This is a genomic window from Pseudoalteromonas sp. SG41-5 (assembly GCF_014164495.1).
In the GTDB taxonomy this organism is placed as follows: Bacteria; Pseudomonadota; Gammaproteobacteria; order Enterobacterales; family Alteromonadaceae; genus Pseudoalteromonas; species Pseudoalteromonas rhizosphaerae.
Map to the genome: position 1 here is coordinate 67,036 of NZ_JACJFH010000003.1, position 23,248 is coordinate 90,283.

At 39.7% G+C, this 23,248-nt stretch carries 18 protein-coding genes; 7 read left to right on the plus strand and 11 right to left on the minus strand.

The genetic code is table 11. The features are described 5' to 3' along the window. Positions 1-136: 136 nt before the first annotated feature. Entirely contained in the window at positions 137-1,009 is an 873-nt protein-coding gene (locus H5232_RS01490) for a mechanosensitive ion channel family protein (RefSeq protein ID WP_145237382.1), read from the plus strand. A gap of 77 nt (positions 1,010-1,086) precedes the next feature. Here H5232_RS01490 and H5232_RS01495 read toward each other — a convergent pair whose 3' ends face one another. After that, positions 1,087-1,635, minus strand: coding sequence for an HdeD family acid-resistance protein (locus H5232_RS01495; protein WP_182717055.1), 549 nt, complete (start codon positions 1,633-1,635; stop codon positions 1,087-1,089). A 497-nt stretch (positions 1,636-2,132) separates the two neighbouring features. Between H5232_RS01495 and H5232_RS01500 the strand changes: the two genes are divergently transcribed. From H5232_RS01500 to yegD, 5 genes are all read left to right on the plus strand, one after another. After that, positions 2,133-4,415, plus strand: coding sequence for a TonB-dependent receptor (locus H5232_RS01500; RefSeq protein ID WP_145237377.1), 2,283 nt, complete (start codon positions 2,133-2,135; stop codon positions 4,413-4,415). 115 nt (positions 4,416-4,530) lie between these two features. Further along, positions 4,531-4,830, plus strand: a complete 300-nt coding sequence (locus H5232_RS01505; RefSeq protein WP_145237374.1) for a hypothetical protein — start codon at positions 4,531-4,533, stop codon at positions 4,828-4,830. A gap of 61 nt (positions 4,831-4,891) precedes the next feature. Continuing rightward, entirely contained in the window at positions 4,892-5,548 is a 657-nt protein-coding gene (locus H5232_RS01510) for an HAD family phosphatase (RefSeq protein ID WP_182767465.1), read from the plus strand. A 34-nt stretch (positions 5,549-5,582) separates the two neighbouring features. Then, on the plus strand, positions 5,583-6,431 hold the full coding sequence (locus H5232_RS01515) for a DNA ligase (RefSeq protein WP_182767464.1): 849 nt from the start codon (positions 5,583-5,585) through the stop codon (positions 6,429-6,431). Between the two features lie 64 nt (positions 6,432-6,495). Further along, a complete protein-coding gene (gene yegD / locus H5232_RS01520) occupies positions 6,496-7,863 on the plus strand; it encodes a molecular chaperone (protein ID WP_182739379.1) in 1,368 nt (455 codons plus the stop codon). Between the two features lie 7 nt (positions 7,864-7,870). Here yegD and H5232_RS01525 read toward each other — a convergent pair whose 3' ends face one another. The 3 genes from H5232_RS01525 to H5232_RS01535 are packed head-to-tail and all read right to left on the minus strand — an operon-like array spanning position 7,871 to position 10,186. After that, positions 7,871-8,335 carry a methylglyoxal synthase gene (locus H5232_RS01525; RefSeq protein WP_145237363.1) on the minus strand — a complete coding sequence of 155 codons (465 nt, stop codon included), beginning with the start codon at positions 8,333-8,335 and terminating at the stop codon, positions 7,871-7,873. A 16-nt stretch (positions 8,336-8,351) separates the two neighbouring features. Continuing rightward, on the minus strand, positions 8,352-8,987 hold the full coding sequence (locus tag H5232_RS01530) for a LysE family translocator (RefSeq protein ID WP_182717058.1): 636 nt from the start codon (positions 8,985-8,987) through the stop codon (positions 8,352-8,354). Between the two features lie 5 nt (positions 8,988-8,992). Then, positions 8,993-10,186, minus strand: coding sequence for a multidrug effflux MFS transporter (locus H5232_RS01535; protein WP_182717059.1), 1,194 nt, complete (start codon positions 10,184-10,186; stop codon positions 8,993-8,995). Positions 10,187-10,350: 164 nt separating this feature from the next. On the opposite strand from H5232_RS01535, the gene H5232_RS01540 reads away from it, so the two are divergent. After that, complete coding sequence (locus H5232_RS01540; protein WP_145237355.1) at positions 10,351-10,824, plus strand: hotdog fold domain-containing protein; 474 nt, start codon at positions 10,351-10,353, stop codon at positions 10,822-10,824. 16 nt (positions 10,825-10,840) lie between these two features. Here the strand turns inward: H5232_RS01540 and H5232_RS01545 are convergent, their stop codons facing one another. The 7 genes from H5232_RS01545 to H5232_RS01575 all read right to left on the minus strand — a co-directional run bounded on the left by H5232_RS01545 (position 10,841) and on the right by H5232_RS01575 (position 23,248). Continuing rightward, positions 10,841-11,332 carry a polymer-forming cytoskeletal protein gene (locus tag H5232_RS01545; protein WP_145237352.1) on the minus strand — a complete coding sequence of 164 codons (492 nt, stop codon included), beginning with the start codon at positions 11,330-11,332 and terminating at the stop codon, positions 10,841-10,843. After that, positions 11,322-12,479 carry a M23 family metallopeptidase gene (locus tag H5232_RS01550; protein WP_145237350.1) on the minus strand — a complete coding sequence of 386 codons (1,158 nt, stop codon included), beginning with the start codon at positions 12,477-12,479 and terminating at the stop codon, positions 11,322-11,324. Before H5232_RS01550 ends, H5232_RS01545 begins: the two co-directional genes overlap by 11 nt. A 142-nt stretch (positions 12,480-12,621) precedes the next feature. Then, complete coding sequence (gene fahA / locus H5232_RS01555; protein ID WP_182717062.1) at positions 12,622-13,935, minus strand: fumarylacetoacetase; 1,314 nt, start codon at positions 13,933-13,935, stop codon at positions 12,622-12,624. Positions 13,936-14,088: 153 nt separating this feature from the next. Continuing rightward, positions 14,089-15,135, minus strand: a complete 1,047-nt coding sequence (hppD, locus tag H5232_RS01560) for a 4-hydroxyphenylpyruvate dioxygenase (RefSeq protein ID WP_182739377.1) — start codon at positions 15,133-15,135, stop codon at positions 14,089-14,091. Positions 15,136-15,759: 624 nt separating this feature from the next. After that, positions 15,760-17,190: a peptide MFS transporter gene (locus H5232_RS01565; RefSeq protein WP_149980828.1), complete on the minus strand. Its 1,431-nt coding sequence runs from the start codon at positions 17,188-17,190 to the stop codon at positions 15,760-15,762. Between the two features lie 417 nt (positions 17,191-17,607). Next, positions 17,608-18,822: a hemolysin-type calcium-binding protein gene (locus H5232_RS01570; protein ID WP_182717063.1), complete on the minus strand. Its 1,215-nt coding sequence runs from the start codon at positions 18,820-18,822 to the stop codon at positions 17,608-17,610. A 313-nt stretch (positions 18,823-19,135) separates the two neighbouring features. Further along, positions 19,136-23,248: a poly-gamma-glutamate synthase PgsB gene (locus H5232_RS01575; protein ID WP_182794075.1), complete on the minus strand. Its 4,113-nt coding sequence runs from the start codon at positions 23,246-23,248 to the stop codon at positions 19,136-19,138.

The window sequence follows — 23,248 nt, forward strand, 5'->3', positions numbered from 1 at the left end:
CATTACCTGTAAGAAAATGTTAATGATTTGTTCATAAAAAACATATTGAACTTTAACTTCTCCGTAAATGCCATTATGGCGTGCTAAACTTACTTAACCCTGAATAGCTATTTGTTTTATTAATTTTGGAAAAAGTATGACGTTAGAGTCAATCTCTCATTATTTATCGTATGTAATTTTTAGTTATAACAATATCGAAATTACTGTAGCTAAAGTTATTCAAGTGCCTTTGATACTCTTTGCCATGTGGTTTGTGGTTACATGGATTGGTCGATTAATACGAAAAACTCTGCTCGCACGTAAAATGAACCCTGATGCGGTGCATTTATTTACCCGTATTTATTTAGTGTTAAGTATCGCAATTTTAATATTTACCTCCCTTGAAGTGTTAAATATTCCGTTAACAGCATTTGCCTTTGTTTCTGGCGCTATAGCTATTGGTGTAGGATTCGGGGCACAAAATATCATTAATAACTTTATTAGTGGCTGGATTTTAATGTGGGAGCGGCCAATTCGTATTGGAGATTTCTTAGAAGTGGGCAACGCCAAAGGGGTGGTTGAAACGATTAATACTCGCTCCACGCGCATTCGTCGCAACGATGGTGTGCACATGCTTATACCAAACAGTCAACTACTCGAAAACACAGTGACGAATTGGACCTTGATTGACCGCAATGCTCGTTCGTCTGTCAGTGTTGGTGTGGCATATGGATCAGATGTATTGTTAGTTGAAAAACTGATCAAACAAGTGTTGAGCGAACATCCTGCAATACTTCCGACGCCGGCATCTTCAGTGTTATTTGATGATTTTGCTGAAAGCTCTTTAGTGTTCAATGCTATTTTTTGGGTTTGTGCTGAATCAGAAACCATGTTGCGCCAAGTCCGCAGTGATATTCGTTTTAGCGTATATAAAATATTTGCTGAGCATAATGTCGTTATTTCTTTCCCACAACGCGATATACATATTGATGGTGAAATTGCATTAAGGCGGGGACGAGCAACGAAATAAATCCAGCGGTACCGGTATCGTCTTGCAGAAGTAATTTGCTGCAACGAGTAGCAAATTACTTCGTTTTTATTGATGAGTTATTGCTGTTGTGCCATCTTTCTTAGCTTTAATGAAAATAATACAATTAAAGCACCAAATAGTACGGCGTAAGTGGCGACTAACCAAAGTAAAGTATGGATCCCTGCGCTAGGATTAAAGATTAAATATAAACCAAATAATACTGATATTGCCCCAGTAATAATTAATATCCACTCATTAGATATCTCCGCTCTTAATTTAAGCGCAATTAAAATTTCAACAGCGCCAATCGCTATGGCCCACGCAGCGACATAATAAAGTAATAGTATCGCGGTAACGTTTGGTGCAAATAGGGTAACTAGTCCTGCGATGATTGATAACACCCCACCGGCCAATAACCAGCGCCAATAGGGATTGTGTTGCTTAGAGTTCCAAGCAACCCATGTTCTTAGCATGCCATCAAATAAAAAATAGCCCGCAAAAAATAACAACATAATACTCAGAGATGCATTGGGTGCAAACCAAGTAATAACGCCAAAAATAATTGCAATGAGGCCGCGTACTAACAGTACTGACCAGTTTTTTGAAAGTGTGGTGGTTAGATCCATCTTAATCCTTAATGATTAGCTCTGTCGTGTTTATATACATTAGCATAAGGTATGATTTATCAATAAAATATATCGATTAACTTTGCAGAAGCATTGTATAGCAGAATTAAATTTGGCTATGCTAGGTTTACTCAATGATCATTATAGTCACTTAGCGGCTCCCACTTGTGATACCTGCTACATTTACAATCATTTTATTGACAGGACAAATGTCCGTATAAAATAAATATAATTGCATAAAATCTCTCAAGTTCGCTTATTGTGCCGTTATTTGTTGTAAAAAGTTTATATTATTGTACATATTAATGCAGCAAAAGTGTCACACAATGCTATAATCTTCAGCGTTCGTTCAGCCTCTTTACTTCGTTTTGCACTCTCGACAAAGAGGTCCGCGCAGCTTAACTTAAGGCGCGAAAAATTGGCCGAGCCCGCCGAGTGAATTTGGCGCAACACATCAACCGTTGAATAAGAGTGCACTAAAAAGGTTAAACCCCGACATGAAAGCAATGAAAAGATCTACGTTAGCAACCCTAATCAATGCAACGTTGTTCTCTGCCGTAGCAGGTACTTCATTTACAACTCTTGCTGCTGATGAACAAGCTCCAACTGCGCAAAGCAAGCAATTAGAAGTTATTCAAATCACTGCGCGCAAGCGTGTAGAAAACGCACAGGAAGTACCTGTCGCTGCTTCTGCTTTACAAGGTGATAGCCTTGATGCTGCCAGTTCTGCCGGCATGGATATTCGTTTTTTAAATGCAAAAATTCCAAGCTTAACTGTAGAATCTTCATTTGGTCGCTCATTCCCACGTTTTTATGTTCGTGGTCTTGGTAATTCAGATTTCGATTTGAATTCATCACAACCAGTATCCCTAGTGGTTGATGAAATTGTTCAAGAAAGCCCTATTTTAAAAGGTTTTCCTATATTTGACACGGGCCGCGTAGAAGTTCTCCGTGGACCACAAGGCACCTTATTCGGTCGTAATACCCCAGCTGGTTTAGTTAAAATTGATTCAGCTCGCCCAAGTCAAGATTTTGAAGGTTATGCAGCCTTATCATATGGTTCGTTCAATTCAATTGACTTCGAAGGGGCTGTAAGTGGTGGCTTAACTGATAACTTATCAGCACGTGTTTCTCTATTACGTCAAGAGCGCGATGATTATATTGATAATCGCTTAGCAGGCAATGAGATTGATGACGTAACAGGAGGTTATCAAGAAACTGCCGCGCGTATCCAATTCTTATATGAGAAAGATGATTTCAGTGCATTATTGAATTACCACACTCGTGACTTAAATGGTAAGCCAATTGTATTTCATGCAAATGCAATTGAAACAGGCACAAATAACCCGCGCCCGGGCTTTGATCCTGAAGTGATATATCAAGATACTGTGCAATTTGCTACACAGAATGTAAATAGCCAAGGTGCTAGCTTAAAGCTAGAGTACAGTTTTGCTGATTACACGTTGACATCGATCAGTGGCTGGGAAAGTGCAGAAATTTTCTCTCGTGCTGATGTAGATGGTGGTTTTGGTTGTGGGAATACTTTTGTTCCTGGTTGCCCAACACCAGAAATGGGACCTGGTTTTATTTTCTTAGCGTCTGAAACCGCTGATGCCCTTCCAGATCACAATCAATATACACAAGAGCTACGTTTAGCAAGTGATTTTGCTGGTGACTTTAATTACCAAGTTGGTGCTTTTTATTATAATGAAGAGCAAGTGATTGAGACTTACGGTTACGATGGGTTAGGTGCAAACTTCTTAACTGGCTATGTTCGCCAAGATCAAGACACAACAGCATGGGCTGTATTTGCATCGAGTGAATATCAATTAACTGAGAAGTTAGAAATCACTGCTGGTTTACGTTACTCAGATGATAAACGTGACTTTACAGCGTCACGTTACGCATCTCCAGAGTCGGCAGTTGCTAATTTAACTAAGTCAGTTGCACCAGAAGATAGCCATGTATCATGGGATTTAGCTGCTGCGTATAAATATTCTGATGATATAAACTTATTCGTTCGTGCTGCAAATGGTTTTCGTGCACCGAGCGTTCAAGGTCGTATCTTATTTAGTGATGATGTAACGGTTGCTGATTCTGAAACAATTAACTCAATTGAAACGGGTATTAAATCAGACGTGCTTGACGGTCGTGGACGTGTCAATGCTACTGTTTTCTATTATCAAATGGATGATCAACAGTTAACAGCTGTTGGTGGTGACTCGGGAAATTCAGCTCGTTTGTTGAATGCTGATAAAACTGTTGGCTACGGTTTTGAAGTTGATACTCAATGGGTATTGACTGATGAATTTGATGCAACTTTTAACTTCAGTTATAACAATACTGAGCTGCAAGATGATGATTTATATTCGCAAGGCTGTTTTGCTTGTACGATTACTGATCCGCTAACAAACCAAGGTTATAGTTTAGACGGTAATAGCCTGCCACATGCGCCGGAGTGGATTGCTAACTTTACTCTACGCTATACTAAAGAGCTTGGCGATGGTGAGTTTTATGCGTTTACAGATTGGTCATACCGTAGTGAAATTGATTTCTTTTTATATGAATCAGTGGAGTTTACTGGTGAAGCATTATTAGAAGGTGGCTTACGCGCGGGTTATAAGTGGTTTGATAATAACTACGAATACGAAGTTGCGGCATTTGCACGTAATATAACCAATGAGCAAGTATTCATCGGTGGTGTAGATTTTAGCAATAACTCTGCAATTGTTAATGAGCCTCGCTTTATTGGCGCTGAATTTAAAGTTAACTTTTTCTAAGTAGACTTTATAATTGCTAATATTAAAAGCCCGCACATGTTGCGGGCTTTTGTATTGTAAAACCTGATTTATAACTGCTAAAGTAGCGACAATTAAATTTAACAAGAGAAGAACAATGGCTGGATTTTGGAACTACCGAGTGATTTTTTGTGAAGCAACTAAAGATGAAGCGGCGCAATATCAAATACATGAGGTTGAATATAACCTAAATGGTAAAGTAACGAATTGGTCAGAAACGGGCGCAGCGCCTTTTGGCAACACCTTAGATGCGTTACGAGATGACGCAGAGCGTTTAAAAACAGCATTTGAAAAACCTGTACTAAAAGTTGTTAGAAAAGAACGTGGCTACGAGTTGGTAGATGTTGAAACGGGTGAAGAAGCATTTGCAGAGCCGCCAGCAGGTTTAACAGCATAAGTATTAAACCAAAAAGGTGCTATGAGCGCCTTTTTTGTTGCTGAAAAATAAAGGAATGAGGATGACATTAAAAGCAGTATTATTTGATATGGATGGCACTTTAGTTGATTCAGAAAGTGTCCACTTTAACTGTTGGAATGATGTTTTAGCACCGTTTGGCGTGCGCTATGAAGAAGATGATTTTTGCCAACGTTTTTCAGGTCGACCGACCTTAGATGCGGCAATTGAAGTGGTTGAGCAATATAACTTATCGGTTTCACCGCAGTGGTTAGCGCAGGCTAAATATGATGCATTCGAGCAATTTGTTACTACTAATTTACCTCCTTTAATGCCTTTTGCCGAAGAGGTATTAGAGGCAGTGAAGCAAAGCGATCTTAAGATGGCATTAGTGACGGGTAGTTCACGCCATGAGGCGTTACCTATCTTAAAAGGCTATGGCTTTTATGAATGGTTTGACTGCGTAGTGACTAAAGACGACGTGCAAAATCCAAAACCGGCGGGAGACCCTTATTTACTTGCACTGACAACATTAGGGATTTCTGCAGAGCAAGCAATTGCTGTTGAAGATACACACACCGGCGTTACAGCAGCAACTAATGCAAACGTACCTGTGGTTGCAATACCGAATAAACACACCCTAGGCCACGATTTAAGTTTAGCTGTTTCTCAAATGGATAATTTACAGCAGCTATGGCAATGGGTACAAACTAAGCTATAGTTTAGTCTGCTTGGTGATAAACAAGGAGACCGATATGCTTAAAGGACTAACAGTATTATGGTTGCTGATCAGTACTTTTACTTGCTTAGCAACTGATACACAGATCACCGCAGATGCCCAACTTGCCAAGGTTTACCAACAAGATCAAGTGCTTGACATTGAAAACTATCTCGTTAGTGAGAAGTTTGATGGGGTCCGTGCGATTTGGACGGGAACACAGTTGATAACCCGTAATGGCAATGCCATTCATGCGCCAGGCTGGTTTATTGCTGATTTACCTAATTTGAGGTTAGACGGTGAGTTGTGGACCAAGCGCGGTGATTTTGCAGACCTCAGTGGTATTGTGCGCACTTTACAGCCGTTGGATAGTGACTGGCAAAAAGTCACCTATCAGATATTTGACATGCCAGATCAACATAATCCCTTTGCAGTACGCTATGAAAATTATCTACGTTTAGTAAAAACATTAAATAAGCCTCACATCCAAGCAGTACAGCAGTATCAATTTACTACAGAGCAGGCATTATCTGCGTACTTTGATAAAGTAACTCAGCAAGGTGGTGAAGGTGTAATGCTGCATTTAGCCTCGGCAATGCATAAAAGTGGCCGTTCTGATGCGCTGTTAAAGTTAAAACCTTATTTTGATAGTGAAGCGGTCGTCATTGCTCATCTTCCAGGAAAAGGCAAATTTACTGGCATGCTAGGGGCGTTAAAAGTAGTTACACCACAAGGAAAAGAGTTTTCAATTGGTACTGGCTTTAGTAACGCACAGCGCCAAAATCCACCCGCAATAGGAGCGACGGTGACATACCGATACCATGGTTTTACTAAAAACGGTTTACCACGGTTTGCCAGTTTTTTACGTCAACGCGATCCTGATTAACATTTAAAAAAAGCCGTAAGTATGCTAAATTGCGCGGCCTTTTGATGTTAGTTGTGGTGAAGTAATGGTAGTTGGTTTTGATTATGGTAGTTCTAATTGCGCAATGGGTGTAATGAATGCTCAAAATACTGTTGAGCTGGTGCCCCTAGAGCAAGGTAAGTTTTACCTCCCTTCAACCTTATACACACATCATAGTGCTTTAGTTGTCGATTTTGTTGCTCAGCATCTAACAGGTACAAATTATGAAACTGATTTTAAAACCCAGCGCCAAGCCCTGCTCAATAGTATGGTGCGGATCAAGTCTGACTTAGATCTAGCCCCCGGTGATGAAAGTCTTTTTATTGGCCGTGAAGCAATTAACGAATATGTGCAATTTCCTGAAGAAGGCTATTTTGTTAAATCCCCTAAATCGTTTTTTGGGGCAATAGGCTTAAAGCAAGGACAAATCAACTTCTTTGAAGATATTGCCACCGCGATGATTTTAAAAATCAAACAACGTGCTGAAACATCACTACAAAAAGAGTTAACACAAACGGTTATTGGCCGCCCGGTAAATTTCCAAGCCGTGGGTGGAGAGCAATCAAACCAACAAGCAATTGGTATTTTAGAGCGTGCAGCAAAACGAGCTGGCTTTAAAGATGTGGCTTTTTTATATGAACCACTCGCAGCGGGAATTGATTATGAAAGTGACTTAAATAACGATCAAAAAGTATTGGTTATTGATATTGGTGGTGGTACCAGTGACTGCTCATTTGTGCAAATGGGACCTAGCTTTCGTGATAGTAGTGACCGTGATCATGACTTTTTAGCACATACAGGTAAACGTGTTGGCGGTAATGATTTAGACATTGCTTTAAGCTATCACGCATTAATGCCATTGCTTGGTTTAGGCAGTCAGTTTAAATCAGGTTTACCATTGCCTAATCAAGCATTTTGGCAAGCATGTAAAATTAACGATGTGAACTTACAAAGCCAGTTTTATAGTCAAAGCCATCACCGAGAATTACTTACGCAGTTACGTGAAGTACAAGCACCTGAGTTATTTCAACGACTGATCGATTTGCAGCAAAATAAGCAAGGTCATCAGCTGGTACAGCAAGGGGAGGCGGCAAAAATTGCGCTTTCTTCAGTGACTGAGTATGACTGTGAATTAGGGTTTTTAGCACCGCAATTACATAAAGTGCTATCACGAGCTGATTTAGCTGTGGCGGTTGATGATTCAATTATGCAAATAGTAAGTTTAGCAAAACAAGCGATTAAAGATGCAGGGACCGTTCCTGATGTGATTTACCTTACCGGTGGCAGCGCGCAATCGCCACTAATAAAAGCTGCATTAGTTGAGCACTTAGGTGATATTAAAATGGTAAACGGCGATCACTTTGGTAGTGTAACCGCCGGACTCACTAAATGGGCAAGTATGCTTTATCGTTAAAGGGGGCTTATAGAATGACTTGTCGGGTTGCGAGGTATTTCTCGTAATCTGGCAATGACCGTTCAAGCTCGTTATGCATCAAAGGCGAGCTTAAAATCATATCTGCGCTGACTTCATTACACGCCACTGGAATATTCCATACCGCAGCTAAGCGTAATAACGCTTTAACATCCGGATCATGAGGTTGAGATGCAAGGGGGTCCCAAAAGAAAATCAACACATGAATTTCATGCTCCGCAATTTTAGCGCCTAACTGCTGATCGCCCCCCATAGGGCCACTAAGTAGTTTGATAACTTCAAGTCCAGTATTTCGCTCAATTAAATGACCTGTGGTGCCTGTGCCATATAAAGTGTGCTTACTGAGGTTATCGCGATGTTTATTACACCAGGCTAGCAAGGCTGCTTTTTTACCATCGTGTGCAACTAAAGCAATATTTTTTTGCGCTGGAAGGGTTTGCTGTTTTTGTTCCATGTTGACTCTTTTTTTTTTAGATGAGTAGATTAACCGCAAGAACTACAAATACTACACCTGTTATACGATCAATCCAAATTTGGCTTTGCGGGTGCTCTCGAAAGTAGCCTGCAATTTTATCGCCAAAGTAAATATACGTGCAGTCAATCGGAAACGCAAAAAGTGGATACAGTAAGCCAAAGAAAGCTAATTGAAATGTAGTTGATGATGACAGGGTTGGATCAACAAACTGCGGAATAAACGCAATAAAAAATAACGCTACTTTAGGGTTGAGCACTTCAGTCATCATAGCCTGAAACATAACATTAGTTTTTTTCTTGGTGCTTACATGGGGTTTATCTTCGCTACTGCACTCTGACTGGATAAATGTGCTTTTAAACATCATAACACCTAAATAACATAAGTAGGCAGCACCAGCGTATTGTACGCTGGTATAAGCCACTTCTGAGGCTTTTAGGATAGCCGTAAGACCGACAACGGCAAATAAAGTATGCGCCACTCCGCCTAAAGCAAAACCAAATGCGCTTTGTAAGCCTGCTGCGCGGCCATTGGCAAAAGTTTGCGCCATTAAAAAAGCATTGGAAGGACCTGGTGCAACAGCGATTAAAAAACTCGCGGCTAAAAATGACAGTAAAAATTCAAAATTGATCATTGTTTTTATGTGTTTTTAGGGTGATAAGCGTGTGCTTTATTACTGAGCAGTATAACCCACAGTGGCAGCAATAATAATAAGTGAAAAGCAATAAACTCGGGCGCATTGAAAGGGAGCACTTGGGTGAGCATAACCAATGCTCCAGCGCCGCTCATTTGCATTAAACCGATTAACGCAGATGCAGTACCTGCTTGTTTAGCAAAATGTGACAATGCCATTCCAGCCGCTGAGCCTAAGCTAAGTGCAAAGCCTAGCGCAGCAATCAACACTGGCAGCATAAAAGCAAAGGCACTTTTAAACTGGCCGAGAATTAAAATCAGTACACCAGAGAAAATTAATAAACTCATACCTATGCGTAACGCTTTTTGACTATGGCGTTTGATATACAATGGTGCAATAAAGCTGGCTACAATGCTAACAATGGCATTGAGAGTAAACCAAAAAGTAAAATCGCTGACCGATCCACCTAACTCGGTCATGATCCATCCCGGTGCTAATGTTACAAAAGCTAAAATAGCCGACATTGCCACCATACAAATTAGGCTATTAAAAAGAAAAATAGGCGTGCTAATGATTGGTATAAAACGACGTAAATCGAGTATGTGGCCCTCATAGTGGCTATCCGCAGGGCGTGTTTCTTTAAAATATATGGCAGTGATCATTAGTCCAACACAAGCAAACCCCGCCAAAAATAAAAAGTTTATCCGCCAGCCAAATTGCACAGTCAGCCAAGCGCCTAAGATAGGTGCTAACGCGGGAATAAAACACACAATACCATTAAGGTAAGTGATCATTTGGCCGCTTTTAGCGCTGCCGTAGGTATCACGAACAATCGCAAATGCAACCACAAAAGTGGCACAAGCCCCAAAACCTTGTAGTGCACGCGCAAGCATCAGAATGCTAAAGCTAGGTGCTAAAAAAGCCAACATCCCAGCAAATCCATACAGTGTGATGCCAAATAGTGCGACTGGACGGCGGCCAAACTTGTCGGCTAAAGGACCTGCTATAAGCTGACCTAAGCCAACCGTCAGCATAAAAATAGCGACGGTAAGTTGCACTTGCTGCTCATCAATAGCCAATGCTTGCGCTATATCAGGAAATGCGGGTAAGTAAATATCAATCGCTAATGGGCAGAATATAACCAGAAGAGCGAGAATTAAAATAACACTAAGATGATTGCGGCGATCGGTTGTTGGCATGAGTGCTCCTTTTGCCGCGTATTTTAGGTCTGCAAAGATAAAAAAGAAAGGGCATATGACCCATCTATAAGAATATAGCTAGTAAGATTATAAGTATAAATGCACTTTTGCTAACTGGTCTGATGTGCTAATTTTGCAATAGCGACATTCAATGGAAAATAATAATGAGTAATAAATCTGCAGTTTTAACAGCATGGCATAGTTTTAAGCGTCTACCATTTGGCAATTGGTTATTTACTAAAGTAGTGTGTTTTAAAGCCCCTTATTTTGGCTCCATGAAACCCACTGTTTTAGATTTACGTGACGGACATTGCAGCGCAATGGTTAAAAACCGACGGAGTGTGCACAATCATATTGGGACTATCCATGCTATTGCGCAGTGTAATTTAGCTGAGTTATGTGCCGGTGTGATGGTTGATGCTACCGTGCCATATAAAACTCATCGCTGGATCCCTAAGGGAATGACGGTGCAGTACTTAGCGAAGGTTGATACTGATGTCACAGCTGTGGCAGAAATTGCAATGCCAAGACAATGGCTAGATAAAGAGGATTTAGTGGTGCCAGTGAAGCTTTACAATACTCGCAGTGAATTGGTCTTCACTGCTGATATTACGATGTACGTTACTAAGAAAAAGTAAAAGAATAATAAAGCGATTACTTTTTCTCAGCGGCTTGTTTGTTGAAAAACGACAAGTCATTATCACCTTCACTGAGCGCAGATGTAAGCTCTGGCTTTGACTCTGCGTTATTGGTAATTAATTCAACCGTTTCAGCTTCATGGCGTTGTTTTAAGTTACCTTCAATAATTGCACCAGCATCAATACTTAAAGTATCTTGATAAACATCCCCGTGCACTTGCGCTGAACGTTCAATAACTACTTTGCTGGCGTTGAGTGAGCCGATTACTTTACCTTTTACAATCACGCTTTCAGCGACCACTGAGCCTTCAACACAACCGGTATTACCAATAACTAAATGGTTAACACGAACATCACCATCTATGCGACCATCAAGCTGTACTTCACCTTGACTCACTAAGCTGCCCGTTAAGCGAACATCTTCAGAAATGATCGAAGGAGTGTGGCTAGTTCTTTTTAGTTGAGAATTTGCAGAACTACTTACTGTTGATTTTTTTTTACCGAACACGAGAAAGCGCCTTTGTTATTTTGACTGGATTGACATGTTTGTCGTTAAGTAATACTTCATAGTGTAGGTGAGTGCCAGTACTTCTGCCAGTGCTGCCCATTAATCCGATAACATCATTTTTGGTTACCGTTTGGCCTTTTTTAACGTTGATTTTATTTAAGTGACCAAACCGAGTTACAAAGCCGTTTTTATGTTGCAGTTCGATAAAATTACCATAACCACCGTTGCGTCCTGCGCGTAATACAGTGCCATCAGCGGGGGCGAATATTTCGGTTTTATGCCAACCTGCTAAATCAACACCTTTATGATAAGCATGACGGTTATTCACTGGATCTTTACGCAGGCCAAAACTACTCGAAATGTAGTAATTTGCTGCAGGCAGAGTTTGCGGTAACTCACTGAGTAAATTTTCAAGCTTATTCAACGCCAATAGTTTATCTGCGATGACTAAAAATTCAGCTGGGATCTTTGATTCATCAAATAAATCCAGCGGACCACCTTGCGCGGTTTCTGTCATATCACCATCTAGACGACGCGCCAAGGCGGTATCAAGTCCTGCACCTTTGAGCATCGCTAAAATATCGTGCTGGCGGCGTTCTATTTGTTGCTCTATTTGTAAAAAGCTGTGTTGGTATTGGCTATCGAGTAGTGCAAAACGTTGCTCGATATTAACAGATTCAGAGAGTGAAAGAGTGTGTGCGCTGTTAGGGTTTTCATCAACTAATGGTTCGTGGAACTCTTCTTGTTGTTCGCCGAGTTCACCTTCTGGCGGCGCTGCTGGCAGTGTGGGATTACTCATCGACTCAGGTAAAGAATCGATCATGCTCTGCAATAAAGCATGCTTTTGCTCTAGCACCGCAAGCTGGGCTAACTGTTTATCGTATTGTGCTTGTTGTTCTTTACTTTGTTGCTGCCACTGTTGTTGTTTTGATAATTGGCTTTGTTCGATATCGGAAATCTTGTTGGTTTGAGAGTATATTCGCAGGGTCGAAACAGCCAACCAAATTAAAGCAATTAAAATAATAGCTACGGCTGATATTTGTAACCAAGGTGCTAATATCACATGTTTAACCTCACCATTTTGGCGGATCAACAGCTGTCTAGCTGGGAATAATTTGTGATAAAAAGACTTAATAAATGCTGACATGGCTTATAAACACTGGCTATTAACCGAATTAAGATAGCAATCTGAGCTGAAAAAGCCAGTAAAAAATTGTAATTAATCTTAAAAAAGGAGGCGTTGGTCGCCTCCTTATAATAAATACATTTAATAAATGTTTACAACTTAGTTACTTAGCAGGAAGAACCGTTCCTTCTACGCAGCCAAAACCGATACGAGCAAAACCGGCTTTTTCACACCAACCACGCATAATAACGTTGTCGCCATCTTCTAAAAAGCTGCGTTGTTCACCGTTATTAAGGGTGATTTTTTCTTTACCACCACGAGACAGTTCAAGTAATGAACCGGCTTCTTCATGAGTCGGACCTGATTGCGTACCTGAGCCCAGCATATCACCTGGCATAAAGTTACAACCATTTACTGTGTGATGAGTCACCATTTGTGCCACTGTCCAGTATGAATGTTTGAAACTTGATTTAGATACTAATGAAGGTGCAGCACCTTGTTCACGCATTTTAGCGGTCTCAATTTGTACGTCCATTTTTATATCAAAGGCGCCAAGCTCACGGTTTTGGCTTGATTCTAAATAATCTAATGGTTGTGGGTCATTTTCATCACGAGTCCATGATGTTCTATAAGGTGCTAATGCTTCGGTGGTTACAATCCACGGTGATACAGTTGAAGCAAAGTTTTTCGCAAGGAATGGACCTAATGGTTGGTATTCCCATGCCTGTAAGTCACGTGCTGACCAGTCATTGAATACACAAAAACCAAATACATGGTTTTCAGCGTTTTCGATAGCAATGGCATCACCTAATTCATTACCTTTACCTAAATAAATGCCTAGCTCTAACTCATAATCTAAACGTTTACACGGACCAAGCGATGGTACTTCAGCGTCTGGCGCCTTAGTTTGACCATTTGGGCGATGAAAGGTTTGACCTGACACATCAATTGATGAAGAACGGCCATGGTAACCAATGGGGACCCATTTATAGTTAGGCAGTAACGGGTTGTCAGGACGGAATAAGCTACCGACTGCTGTTGCATGATAGATAGATGTGTAAAAGTCAGTGTAATCGCCAATACGACATGGCAATGCAAACTCAATGTCTGCTTGGGCAATTAATGCGTCGCTTAACTTAGCTTGTTCAGCGGCGCCTTCGCGTAATGCTTTAGATAATGCTAAACGTAGCGCTGACCAATATTGCTGACCAAGACCCATAAATTCATTTAATGTTGCTTGGCTTGCTGCTGCTATGGCTGTTTGTGCATCGCCTGAGAAAATAGCTAACTCGTTTACTTTGGCAAGGTCGATAACTTGGTCGCCAATGGCAACGGCACCACGAAAAGCTTCGTCAGAGTTCTTACGACGTACTTCTGCAAATGGTAGGTTTTGAATTGGGAAGTCACAATTTGCAACGTTCGCTGAGGCAACCCAGCTAGTTAAATTTATATCATGGGTTTCGTTAATTAAACTCATTACATTTCCTTTGGTTTAGTCAGTCGCGCTTTACAGTGGATATGGTGATGAATAGCGCGATTTAAACAGTGAAATTCAGATTGTCATTTATAATATTGATGAAACGACAAAAAGCAGCGAAGTACGCTGCTTTTTAAATTTACAATACGGTGCTTATAAAACGCCGCGGCGCTCTTGGTCGCGCTCGATTGATTCAAACAGTGCTTGGAAGTTACCTTCACCAAAACCGCCGTCATCAACACGTTGGATCATCTCGATAAAGATTGGGCCAAATAAGTTTTTCGAGAAAATTTGCAACAAGTAGCAATTTTCACTTTGGCTATCGACTAAGATCTGATGTTCACGGATCTTTTCTTTATCTTCTGCAACCCAAGGTACACGATCGAAAATTGTATCGTAGTACTCAGGAATAATATCAAGCGTGGCAATGGTTGATTTATCAAGCTTATCTAGTGAGCTTACTAGGTCATCTGTTAAGAATGCTAAATGCTGCACGCCTGGGCCATTGTATTCACCAAGGTATTCATCGATTTGGTTGTTATCGTTGCCTTTACCTTCATTGATTGGAATCGAGAAGGTGCCGCACGGTGATTTAAGTGCATAAGAGATCAAGGCTGTTTTTTGGCCTTTGATATCAAAGTAACGAACTTCAGTAAAACCAAATACGTTTTTATAAAAGTTAGCCCATGTTTCCATAGTGCCTTTATAAACGTTATTAGTTAAATGGTCAATGCGGATAAAGCCTTTATCATCAACAATGTTTTGTTCGCTTAAGTCTTCAAAGTCTTGCTCATAGATTGAACCTTTATCACCAAATTGCTCAATAAAATAAATTAAGCTGTCACCAATACCGTAAATTGCCGGGTATGGTAGGTCTTTATGAGTTGAATCAGTCGCTGGTTTTGCACCACGTGCTACTGCGGTGTCAAATGCCTGTTGAGCATTCTCTACACGCCAACCCATAGAACAAATTGCAGGGCCATGACTTTTTGCAAATTCTGCAGAGAAACCATCACGTTCATTATTTAGTAAAAAGTGAATATCGTTTTGGTTGTAATAAACAATGTCTTTACCTTTAAATGTTTTGAGCTTTGAAAAACCAAAATCGGTAAATACTTTATCCATATAATCTGCATCAGGTGTAGCGTATTCAGTAAACTCGATACCTACCAAACCTAAAGGGTTAGTTACTTCACTCATTATAATTCTCCCGCAATAAACACTGCGTCTTGTTGTGTCTGATGCGCAGATAATTAACCATAATTGGCAGCAGGGGAAGAGCCGATAGCTATTTAGGCAAACGGCTCTTTGTAAATTAAATGGGACGATCATTTTAAAATGCATAAGCATTAATGCTTGGTTTTGAGATTTGTATTGAAAGGTCTTGTATTAAGTAACTTAAACTTTTGTTAACTTATTGATAAATAGAATTAATTTATTCTTATTTAAGGGGGTAAATAATCAAATAAAGGAACTATTCACCCCTTATTAAATATACGTGGTGTAATAAATTGTTTACGCTAGAGCCGTATTTGTTAAAAAACTAACTCTTCTGCGCTAAGCTAAGGTCACTAGTAATGGCTGGGGCATTTTGCTAGCAGTGCTACAGCGTTTCGTTGAACGTGCGTGGTGGCCTATCAGATGTGTTTAATGAAGCTGTTGAAAAGTAATTTATAATCTTTTGTTACGCGCTTCGAAGTCAGCCTTATTAATATCGTAACTTAAATCGACGTTTGGTTGGCAGGAATTAATCATGGTGATATAAATAGAGCAACAAAAATCCCCACAAGCGTCATAGCTTGTGGGGAGATAATAAACACAGAGTTACGGTTTTTCAGCAACTACTTCAAGCTCTTCAGCTAAAATGTGTTCTTGTGTTTGTGGCTCGTGTTGACCTTCAGCACCGTGCATCCACTTAACAAGCTTATCGCTTAGTAAGTACATGATCACAGCAGAGAGAACAGCAGTGGCACCTAAACCAATAAAAATGCCTAATGCGTTATCAAGCGCTTCTTCGCCTTCACCTAAGAATGAACCAACGAAACCTGCAATCTTATTTGCAACCGCAGTACATAGGAACCAAATACCCATTAGCATTGATGCTAAACGCAGTGGTGCTAGTTTACTCACCATTGATAAGCCGATAGGTGATAAACATAATTCACCCAGAGTATGGAATAAGTAAAATAACACTAACCACATCATGCTGATCTGTAATGGCTCACCGTGACCTTGAGTCATAAGTGCTAAAATCATAGTGATGAAACCAAGCGCTAAAAATATCAACGCAATGGCAAACTTAACGGGTGAATTAGGTTCACGTTTATCAAGTTTTAGCCAAACGATGGCAACGATAGGAGCACAAATGATAATGAAAATAGAGTTTAATGATTGAAACCAAGAGGCTGGAATTTCAAAGTTGAACAACATACGGTCTGTGTAATCATTTGCGAATAAATTCATCAAGCCACCGGCTTGCTCAAAACCCATCCAAAATATGATACTAAATACACTCATAGTGAAAATAACTTTGATACGGTCAGTTTCTACTTTAGTTAGCGGCTCTTTGGTATCTGAAGTTGATTGTGATTGCGCTAATTTAGCTGCAGGAACAACACCAATATCACCTAAGTATTTATTACTTAAAACCACTTGCATCGCCACAGATACAAGCATACCAACACCTGCTACAATGAAGCCATATTGCCAACCCATAGATGCAGCTGCGAAACCCGCAACAAGTGGACCAAGCGCACCACCTAAGTTGATACCCATATAGAAGATTGTGAAGGCGCCATCACGACGTTGATCACCCTCTTTATACAAGTCGCCAACCATAGTTGAGATGTTAGGTTTAAATAAACCGTTACCCATACATAATAAAGCAAGACCGATATAAAATACGTTTTCTTGTTGGCCGGCTAACATATCGTGGGGGATACCCATAGTAAAATGGCCAGCAGCCATTAGTAGACCGCCGATGATAATAGCTTTTCGTTGACCAAGTACGTTATCAGCTAACCAACCACCAAATAATGGAGTGATATAAACCGCCATTGTGAACGTACCATAAAGGCTTAGTGCGTCTGCATTACTCCAACCAAAACCACCGTCTTGGACAATAGCAACAAGATAAAGTACTAAAATGGCACGCATGCCGTAATAACCAAATCGCTCCCACATTTCTGTGCCGAACAACAGAAATAATCCTTTAGGATGCCCTAAAAAATCACCTGCTTTAGGTAATGAACTCATATTTACTTCCTAACTCAACGTTAATTATTGCGGCCTTATATTTTTTGCTTTGGTCGTTCATGTGCTTTCAACACAAATAGAACGGGTGGCCATGAATATTATTTTTAATGCAGCTAAGGTAATGGTTTGCTCACTAAGATTGCTTAGTGGGTAAGAGTCACACCCTTATCCTAGCTACAATTGCGCCTAAGTATACATACACGGGCAGTGCAGGGGAAGTGCTTGCGATAGTTAGATTACTGATGGCTTTAAAGCGTCAGCGTAAGGCACTAAGGGGCTTTGCGGTAATAAGCGTAATGAAATGACACTTGCTCATTTTTTGTATAGCGGGTAAATAAGGTGGCATTGTGTAACAAATACTAAAAGCCGAGTAATAAATTACTCGGCCTTTAAATAAAGACTTATTAACAGTGTAAATTAGTTACAGTAGTTACTATCAACAAACGTTAAATCATTAACATGTGAAGGGCCATCCATAATGAATGTTGCCGCCGCAGTATTTTGATCTAATCGGTAAATTTTAGCGTTCTCGCCTTTTACACGTCCTGAAACATAAATTGTGCCATCTGCAGCAATTGCGATACCAGATGCTTGATCAACACCATGCTCACCAATTAAAGACAACTCCATTGAACCTTGGTCAATAGTATAAAGTGCTTTACCGGTAAGAACGTAAAGAACATTATTATCAGCTGAATAAGCAATATCACCATCAGCGAACGAATCACCAGGGAAAGTTAATTTACCAAGTACTGTTTTATCACCTGTAGCTAGGTCAAAATCGTACATGTATGTTTTGCTTGTGGTACGTAATGTTGTGCCATCAGCGTTCATTGCAGAGCGGTAAATCGGGTACGAAGTTGCAGATGTAACCAATGCCTGCTCATTCGTAGCAAGGTCAAGTGATAAAATTTGCGAGATTTTAGTCGAGCTATCTAATTGCTCCATGAAATATAAAACACCATTATGTGATGCAATATTTGATGCCGTGTTACTTAAACCCGTTACTTTAGAGTATGTGTTTGTGTCAGTATTGAAAAAGTAAACAAATCCTTCTTCATTCGTACCGAAGTTATTAATACCGTATAAGCCAGATGCACATTGGCTAGTTACTTTAACATCATCAATAAACGCACCTAATGAATCAGATTTACCTGCGCCGATAAATTTAAGTTCGGTTGCTGCTGAACTTGCTTTTACAGTGTACGTAAACTTTTGCCAGTCTTTGGTGGTTGAATTTAACGTATCGAGTAACTCACCATCCCAATATACTTCTGCTTTATTAGTATTTGCATCACCACTTACACGTGCTGAATAATAAAAGCTTACTTCATAGTTATGATCAACATCAGTATTCAATGTTTGCGAAACGCTATAATTAGCTGTCGAATCTAACTCTAAATACTGGCTGCCATCTTGAGGTTTGATAAGGCCAAGCTTATTGGTTTGGATTTCAAACTTAGCATTGTTTGAACGTTGCCAACCTGAGACTTGATTTAATAATCCCCATGTTCCAGAAATTGTTGCAGTGTTTTCAAAAGAACCATTTGCTACTAGGTTCGTTGATGCTGCTGCAAAGCCTGAAGCGATCAATAAAGGTAATGTTGCAAGCTTAAACAATGAGTTTTTCATAGTACTTTTCCTACCAAGTAATTCATTTTGTTTTTGTTAACATTTTTATTAACAATTCATGGTACTATTTTGCTATAAATATTGGGTTCGGTCAAATGTTGAACATGAGCGTTTTCGCAATAATTCACTGCTTTATTTGTCTTTTTTAAATAATTCATTTGCAAACAGTGACTTGCTGAATGTAATTACTTTGAAAATATTTTACTTATTTTATAACTAAAATTTTAGCTGAAAATTAAGTTAATACATTTGTTTAGGTCGGTATGCCTTAATTAGTAATTAAGGCTTTGTAGGTTTTTACGGTATGATTAACTTAGCTATTATCTTTATTTGAAAATGTTAACCAGCCGGGCTTTTGATTGCGATTTAGCTTTCCTAAGACCGTAATAGCTTTTTCAAGAGTAATACGCTGGGTTGCGATATCTTTATAAACTTGGTTGGCAATTTTTTTGCGTTTAACAGCAGCCCCAGCATCTAAAAATGATTCAGCCACTTGTATGGCAAATCTTTTTAATGGGCCTTGTTGCTGGCTGTCGGTTTTATTGTCTAGCTGTTGCTGATGTTTATTCAAACGTTCATTAATATGCACAAGCTCTGCTTGGCTGTATTCATTTTGCGCATGATGCATTTTTTTTATCTCTAATAACGCACTGCTTAAATAAGCATGCTCAAGCTGACTAAATGTACTGATCAGTGATAAGCGCGTTAAGGTTTTTTTAAACTGTTCAGCTGAGCAATTGTTATCTAAAAGCATACTTATGCTATCGTAAATCTTTTGCCATTGTTGCCAGCCATAAACATAGCCTAAGCCAGCTCCTTTAATGTTTTGCATACCAATGATGACTTGGTGACAGTGAGGCCTCGCAAGTGCCGTTAGCATGATCGTTAATTGATCGGGGGTGACCTTGGAGTTAGTAATTAATATGCATTTACTTTTGACTAATTCCAATAATATTGTTTGTAAATTATGTTGATTCTTTTTTAAATCACTCAACAAAGGCCGCATCTGTTGATAGCTTAAATAGTGATTAAAAACATCTTGCAAACTTATCCGCTGCTGTTCACTTAATGTTTGTGCCTGTCCATTGAGCCAATCAGTAAATTGCTCTGCATTATTCAAGGCGGTAAATTCTTTTGCCTGGTAGCTACCTTCAAGTGCTTTATTCATTATTTCGGCAACTGTATCTGCTTCTTTAATGCAGTGTAGCTGAGAGCACAACAATTCTAATTCCTGTAAATCATTATTACTAATTATTCGTTCAAAGCGCTCAGCAAAAGCGTGCAAGTAATAGCTATAAAAGCCATCAACATTGGTACCAATGACAACCATTTTATCAAACGGTAAATCTTCGACGAGCATCTGGGCAAACACTTTTGAACGTGCTACACGGTCATTTCGGTTGTTAATCAAGGCGATGGTTTGTTTGCTTGGATCCTTGCTTAGGCCAAATAAATCTAAGCGTCGCCAGTTCTCTATGGTCGCTAAGCGTTCATTGGCTGACATACTATTAACGAATGACATGCTAAAATGTGTAAAAGGTACAGGGCTAAAGTGTTGTAAAACACCAATGTCAGGTACTATACGCTGTGCTGTTTCTTTAAATACAAAGTCTTTTTCCAGGCCAATGTAGGCTGCCATCTTACATACTAAAGCAATATTATCCGGGTGCTCTTCATATGGGTAAAGTGCTCTAATGTCGGGTGTGATTTGATAACCATCGCCCCAATGTGCCTGAATTAAGGTACTGCTTTTTTGTGTAGCGTCTTTATCTAAAATAGGGAACATGGTTTGTTCGCTAGTAAAAACCTGACTTTTGGGGGCGATAAAGTTTGCCATTTCTTTAGCCACATCAATACCTGTTGGTCCTAATATATCTTCATGATCAGGATAGGCATTGGTAATAGTTGAAAAGTTATCTTGCATCCACTGCCTGAGTATTTTGACGTAGCGAGGTGTTAAGCCCATGCACTCCCATAAAAAGACATCTGCTTTGACATTTTTAGCAAAATGTAAAACATCACTTTGTTCCCAAATACTGGCTTTATCAAATGGGCGGAATAAAGGCACTTCAAATTGTTCACCATTGGAGCGAGCATAAATAAGGGTTGCTTCGCAGCCCGTTGTTTTCGTTATTACTTTTAACGCAAGACTGCTGAACAGCGCGGCTTTTAAGCGTTCAGTGCCAGATTTACCTCGGGTGCCCCAACCACCAATACTGACTGGAATTGCTTGACGGTCGGTTTTTATACGTCGGCTTATGCGAATATGACGTCCCCAAAAATAAACCATAAAACCAACTACAAAAAAGATAAGCTGACCAATACTGTTTTGATAGATTGAGTAAAGATACTCTTTAAAATTCAGCCAAATATTTACCAGTAGTGGAGAAAAACTTAGCTTATTATAAAGCTTACTAATATTTGGCTCTACATCAAACGTACAACCGAGTTGTTCACCATAGGCTTTAAATTCAAAACTAAAACCATGCTTATTGAGTGCTGTCAGGTAATTGTTTTGCTCTATTTCGTTACCTTTACGTTGCGTATCTAAACTATCAATATTAATACTTAGCCAAATATAACTGCTAATTCGCTGAAATAATGACTTTGGCGGGGTAACTAATAAAATACCATCTGGCGTATAGGTCTTTGCTGGCTGTTTTAAATTGTCTTGGCTCAGTACCGAGAGTAAGAAATCAGGTAACGGTAAATGTGGCCGCGCTGAGTATTCATCAGTATCAAATAACGGTTCGCCAGGAACATTGGTAGTGCTTATCTCCGCTACAGAGCAACTAGGCACATGCATAAAGGCAGATGGTTTTCGGGCTTTGCTATGATTAAAGCTTTGGCGTTTGTCTGTGCTTGGGTTGCGCCATTCATGTATAAAACGCCACAACCTAAACGCATAACGATAACCACTGCGGATCTGCCATGTTAATTTATTTTTACTAACATTGTAGCCTTCGCTTTGCTGAGCTTTACGACTGAGTAAGCGACCAAGTAACTCTTCATCTAATTCTTTATCGAGCTGAGATAGGGTTGCAGAGTTTGGTAATACTTGCTCTAACTCAGCCATTAAATTTTGATGCTCAAATGCAACTAATTGCTCTCTGGTACGGCTGATAAAACGGCGAATAGCCAGCACCGGCTCGCTCTGCAATCGTTCATTTAAACAATTGATATAAGTTGTGAAAACGCTATTTGGTTGGTTTGTCTCTAATTGTTGATTGAGCATCATACGAGCAGTGAGCTCTAACGTTAAACGTTTAATGGCAAAGCTTTCATTACCACTTAATAGTTGCCACCAGAGTTTGAATGCAAAGTTGTCGGTATCTATACGAGGGCTACTTAGTTGTTTAACTAACGTAAAGCGCACGGCATCAACGGTTTCTATTTTTAATCGTTCGGTTAATAAATTTTGTAAAAAACTGACAGAAAAATTACCAGCTTGCTCTATAACACTTTGCCTTACTCGTGGATAACTGTGTTCGGCTAACTGCATTAACAGGTTTTCACATAAGTGGCTCAATGTGTTCTGGCTGGTTAAAATTTTTGGTAACGCAGCTAAAATAAATAACCGTTCTTCAGCATTAAGTTGGCACTGATCAGTTTGTTGGATCAGCTGCTGCATAAATGCACGAATGTAGGTTGGCCGTTGATGGATCAAAATTTCTAATATATCCAAACGGGCTAAATGCGGTGTATTCACCTCTTCTAATGCTAATACTAAGGTTTCAATTAAATTTGCACTTAGCTCTGGATCGCCATCATAGTTATGCATCAGTTGTACTTGATTCGCTAAGGCACGGTATAGCGCATTTCTTACATGTTCATTATCGGTCTTGGTTAATAATTGTAAAAAGAAGCTCTCTAAGTCCAGAGTTTGCCACGCTTTTGCTATATCGTTTGAAGATTTTTTTAAATAGCGATTACTTAAGTCGCCAAGCTTTCCAATTAAAAATTTAAGAGTTTGTTCAATATCAGCGACTATATCTTGGTAACGGTTGATCACAGCACCTTCGTCAAACCAACGATTAAAGGCAAGTTTATCTTGGCGTAATTGTTCAGACGTGGCGCCTAGTTGCTGAGCGTAATCTAAAATATGGAATTCACGTTCGGCGCTGATTTCTGCATGACTGAGTCTTTCAATAAAAAGCAGATAACCGGCATCCAACTTTTGTAAACTTTGCTGTTTATGTTCTACGCGATGACGTAGAAAAGCAATTGCTTGGCGCAATAGCCAAATATCCTGATCTTCGCCATCGGGCATATTTTGCAGCAATTCCCACTGCGCTAGTTCATCAACAAGTTGACGGTATTTTTGGCGATAAAGGTCCAGCCAAAAATTAGCAATATCAGCAAACAATAGATGTTCTAAGCGATCTTTTAATTCGCTAGAGGGAGTAACTTTCTTGGTGTTTGCCAT

Coding starts and splice junctions, on each gene's coding strand:
- H5232_RS01490 (WP_145237382.1), top strand. CDS start 137: ATGACGTTAGAGTCAATCTCTCATTATTTATCGTATGTAATTTTTAGT.
- H5232_RS01495 (WP_182717055.1), bottom strand. CDS start 1,635: ATGGATCTAACCACCACACTTTCAAAAAACTGGTCAGTACTGTTAGTA.
- H5232_RS01500 (WP_145237377.1), top strand. CDS start 2,133: ATGAAAGCAATGAAAAGATCTACGTTAGCAACCCTAATCAATGCAACG.
- H5232_RS01505 (WP_145237374.1), top strand. CDS start 4,531: ATGGCTGGATTTTGGAACTACCGAGTGATTTTTTGTGAAGCAACTAAA.
- H5232_RS01510 (WP_182767465.1), top strand. CDS start 4,892: ATGACATTAAAAGCAGTATTATTTGATATGGATGGCACTTTAGTTGAT.
- H5232_RS01515 (WP_182767464.1), top strand. CDS start 5,583: ATGCTTAAAGGACTAACAGTATTATGGTTGCTGATCAGTACTTTTACT.
- yegD (WP_182739379.1), top strand. CDS start 6,496: ATGGTAGTTGGTTTTGATTATGGTAGTTCTAATTGCGCAATGGGTGTA.
- H5232_RS01525 (WP_145237363.1), bottom strand. CDS start 8,335: ATGGAACAAAAACAGCAAACCCTTCCAGCGCAAAAAAATATTGCTTTA.
- H5232_RS01530 (WP_182717058.1), bottom strand. CDS start 8,987: ATGATCAATTTTGAATTTTTACTGTCATTTTTAGCCGCGAGTTTTTTA.
- H5232_RS01535 (WP_182717059.1), bottom strand. CDS start 10,186: ATGCCAACAACCGATCGCCGCAATCATCTTAGTGTTATTTTAATTCTC.
- H5232_RS01540 (WP_145237355.1), top strand. CDS start 10,351: ATGAGTAATAAATCTGCAGTTTTAACAGCATGGCATAGTTTTAAGCGT.
- H5232_RS01550 (WP_145237350.1), bottom strand. CDS start 12,479: ATGTCAGCATTTATTAAGTCTTTTTATCACAAATTATTCCCAGCTAGA.
- fahA (WP_182717062.1), bottom strand. CDS start 13,935: ATGAGTTTAATTAACGAAACCCATGATATAAATTTAACTAGCTGGGTT.
- hppD (WP_182739377.1), bottom strand. CDS start 15,135: ATGAGTGAAGTAACTAACCCTTTAGGTTTGGTAGGTATCGAGTTTACT.
- H5232_RS01565 (WP_149980828.1), bottom strand. CDS start 17,190: ATGAGTTCATTACCTAAAGCAGGTGATTTTTTAGGGCATCCTAAAGGA.
- H5232_RS01570 (WP_182717063.1), bottom strand. CDS start 18,822: ATGAAAAACTCATTGTTTAAGCTTGCAACATTACCTTTATTGATCGCT.
- H5232_RS01575 (WP_182794075.1), bottom strand. CDS start 23,248: ATGGCAAACACCAAGAAAGTTACTCCCTCTAGCGAATTAAAAGATCGC.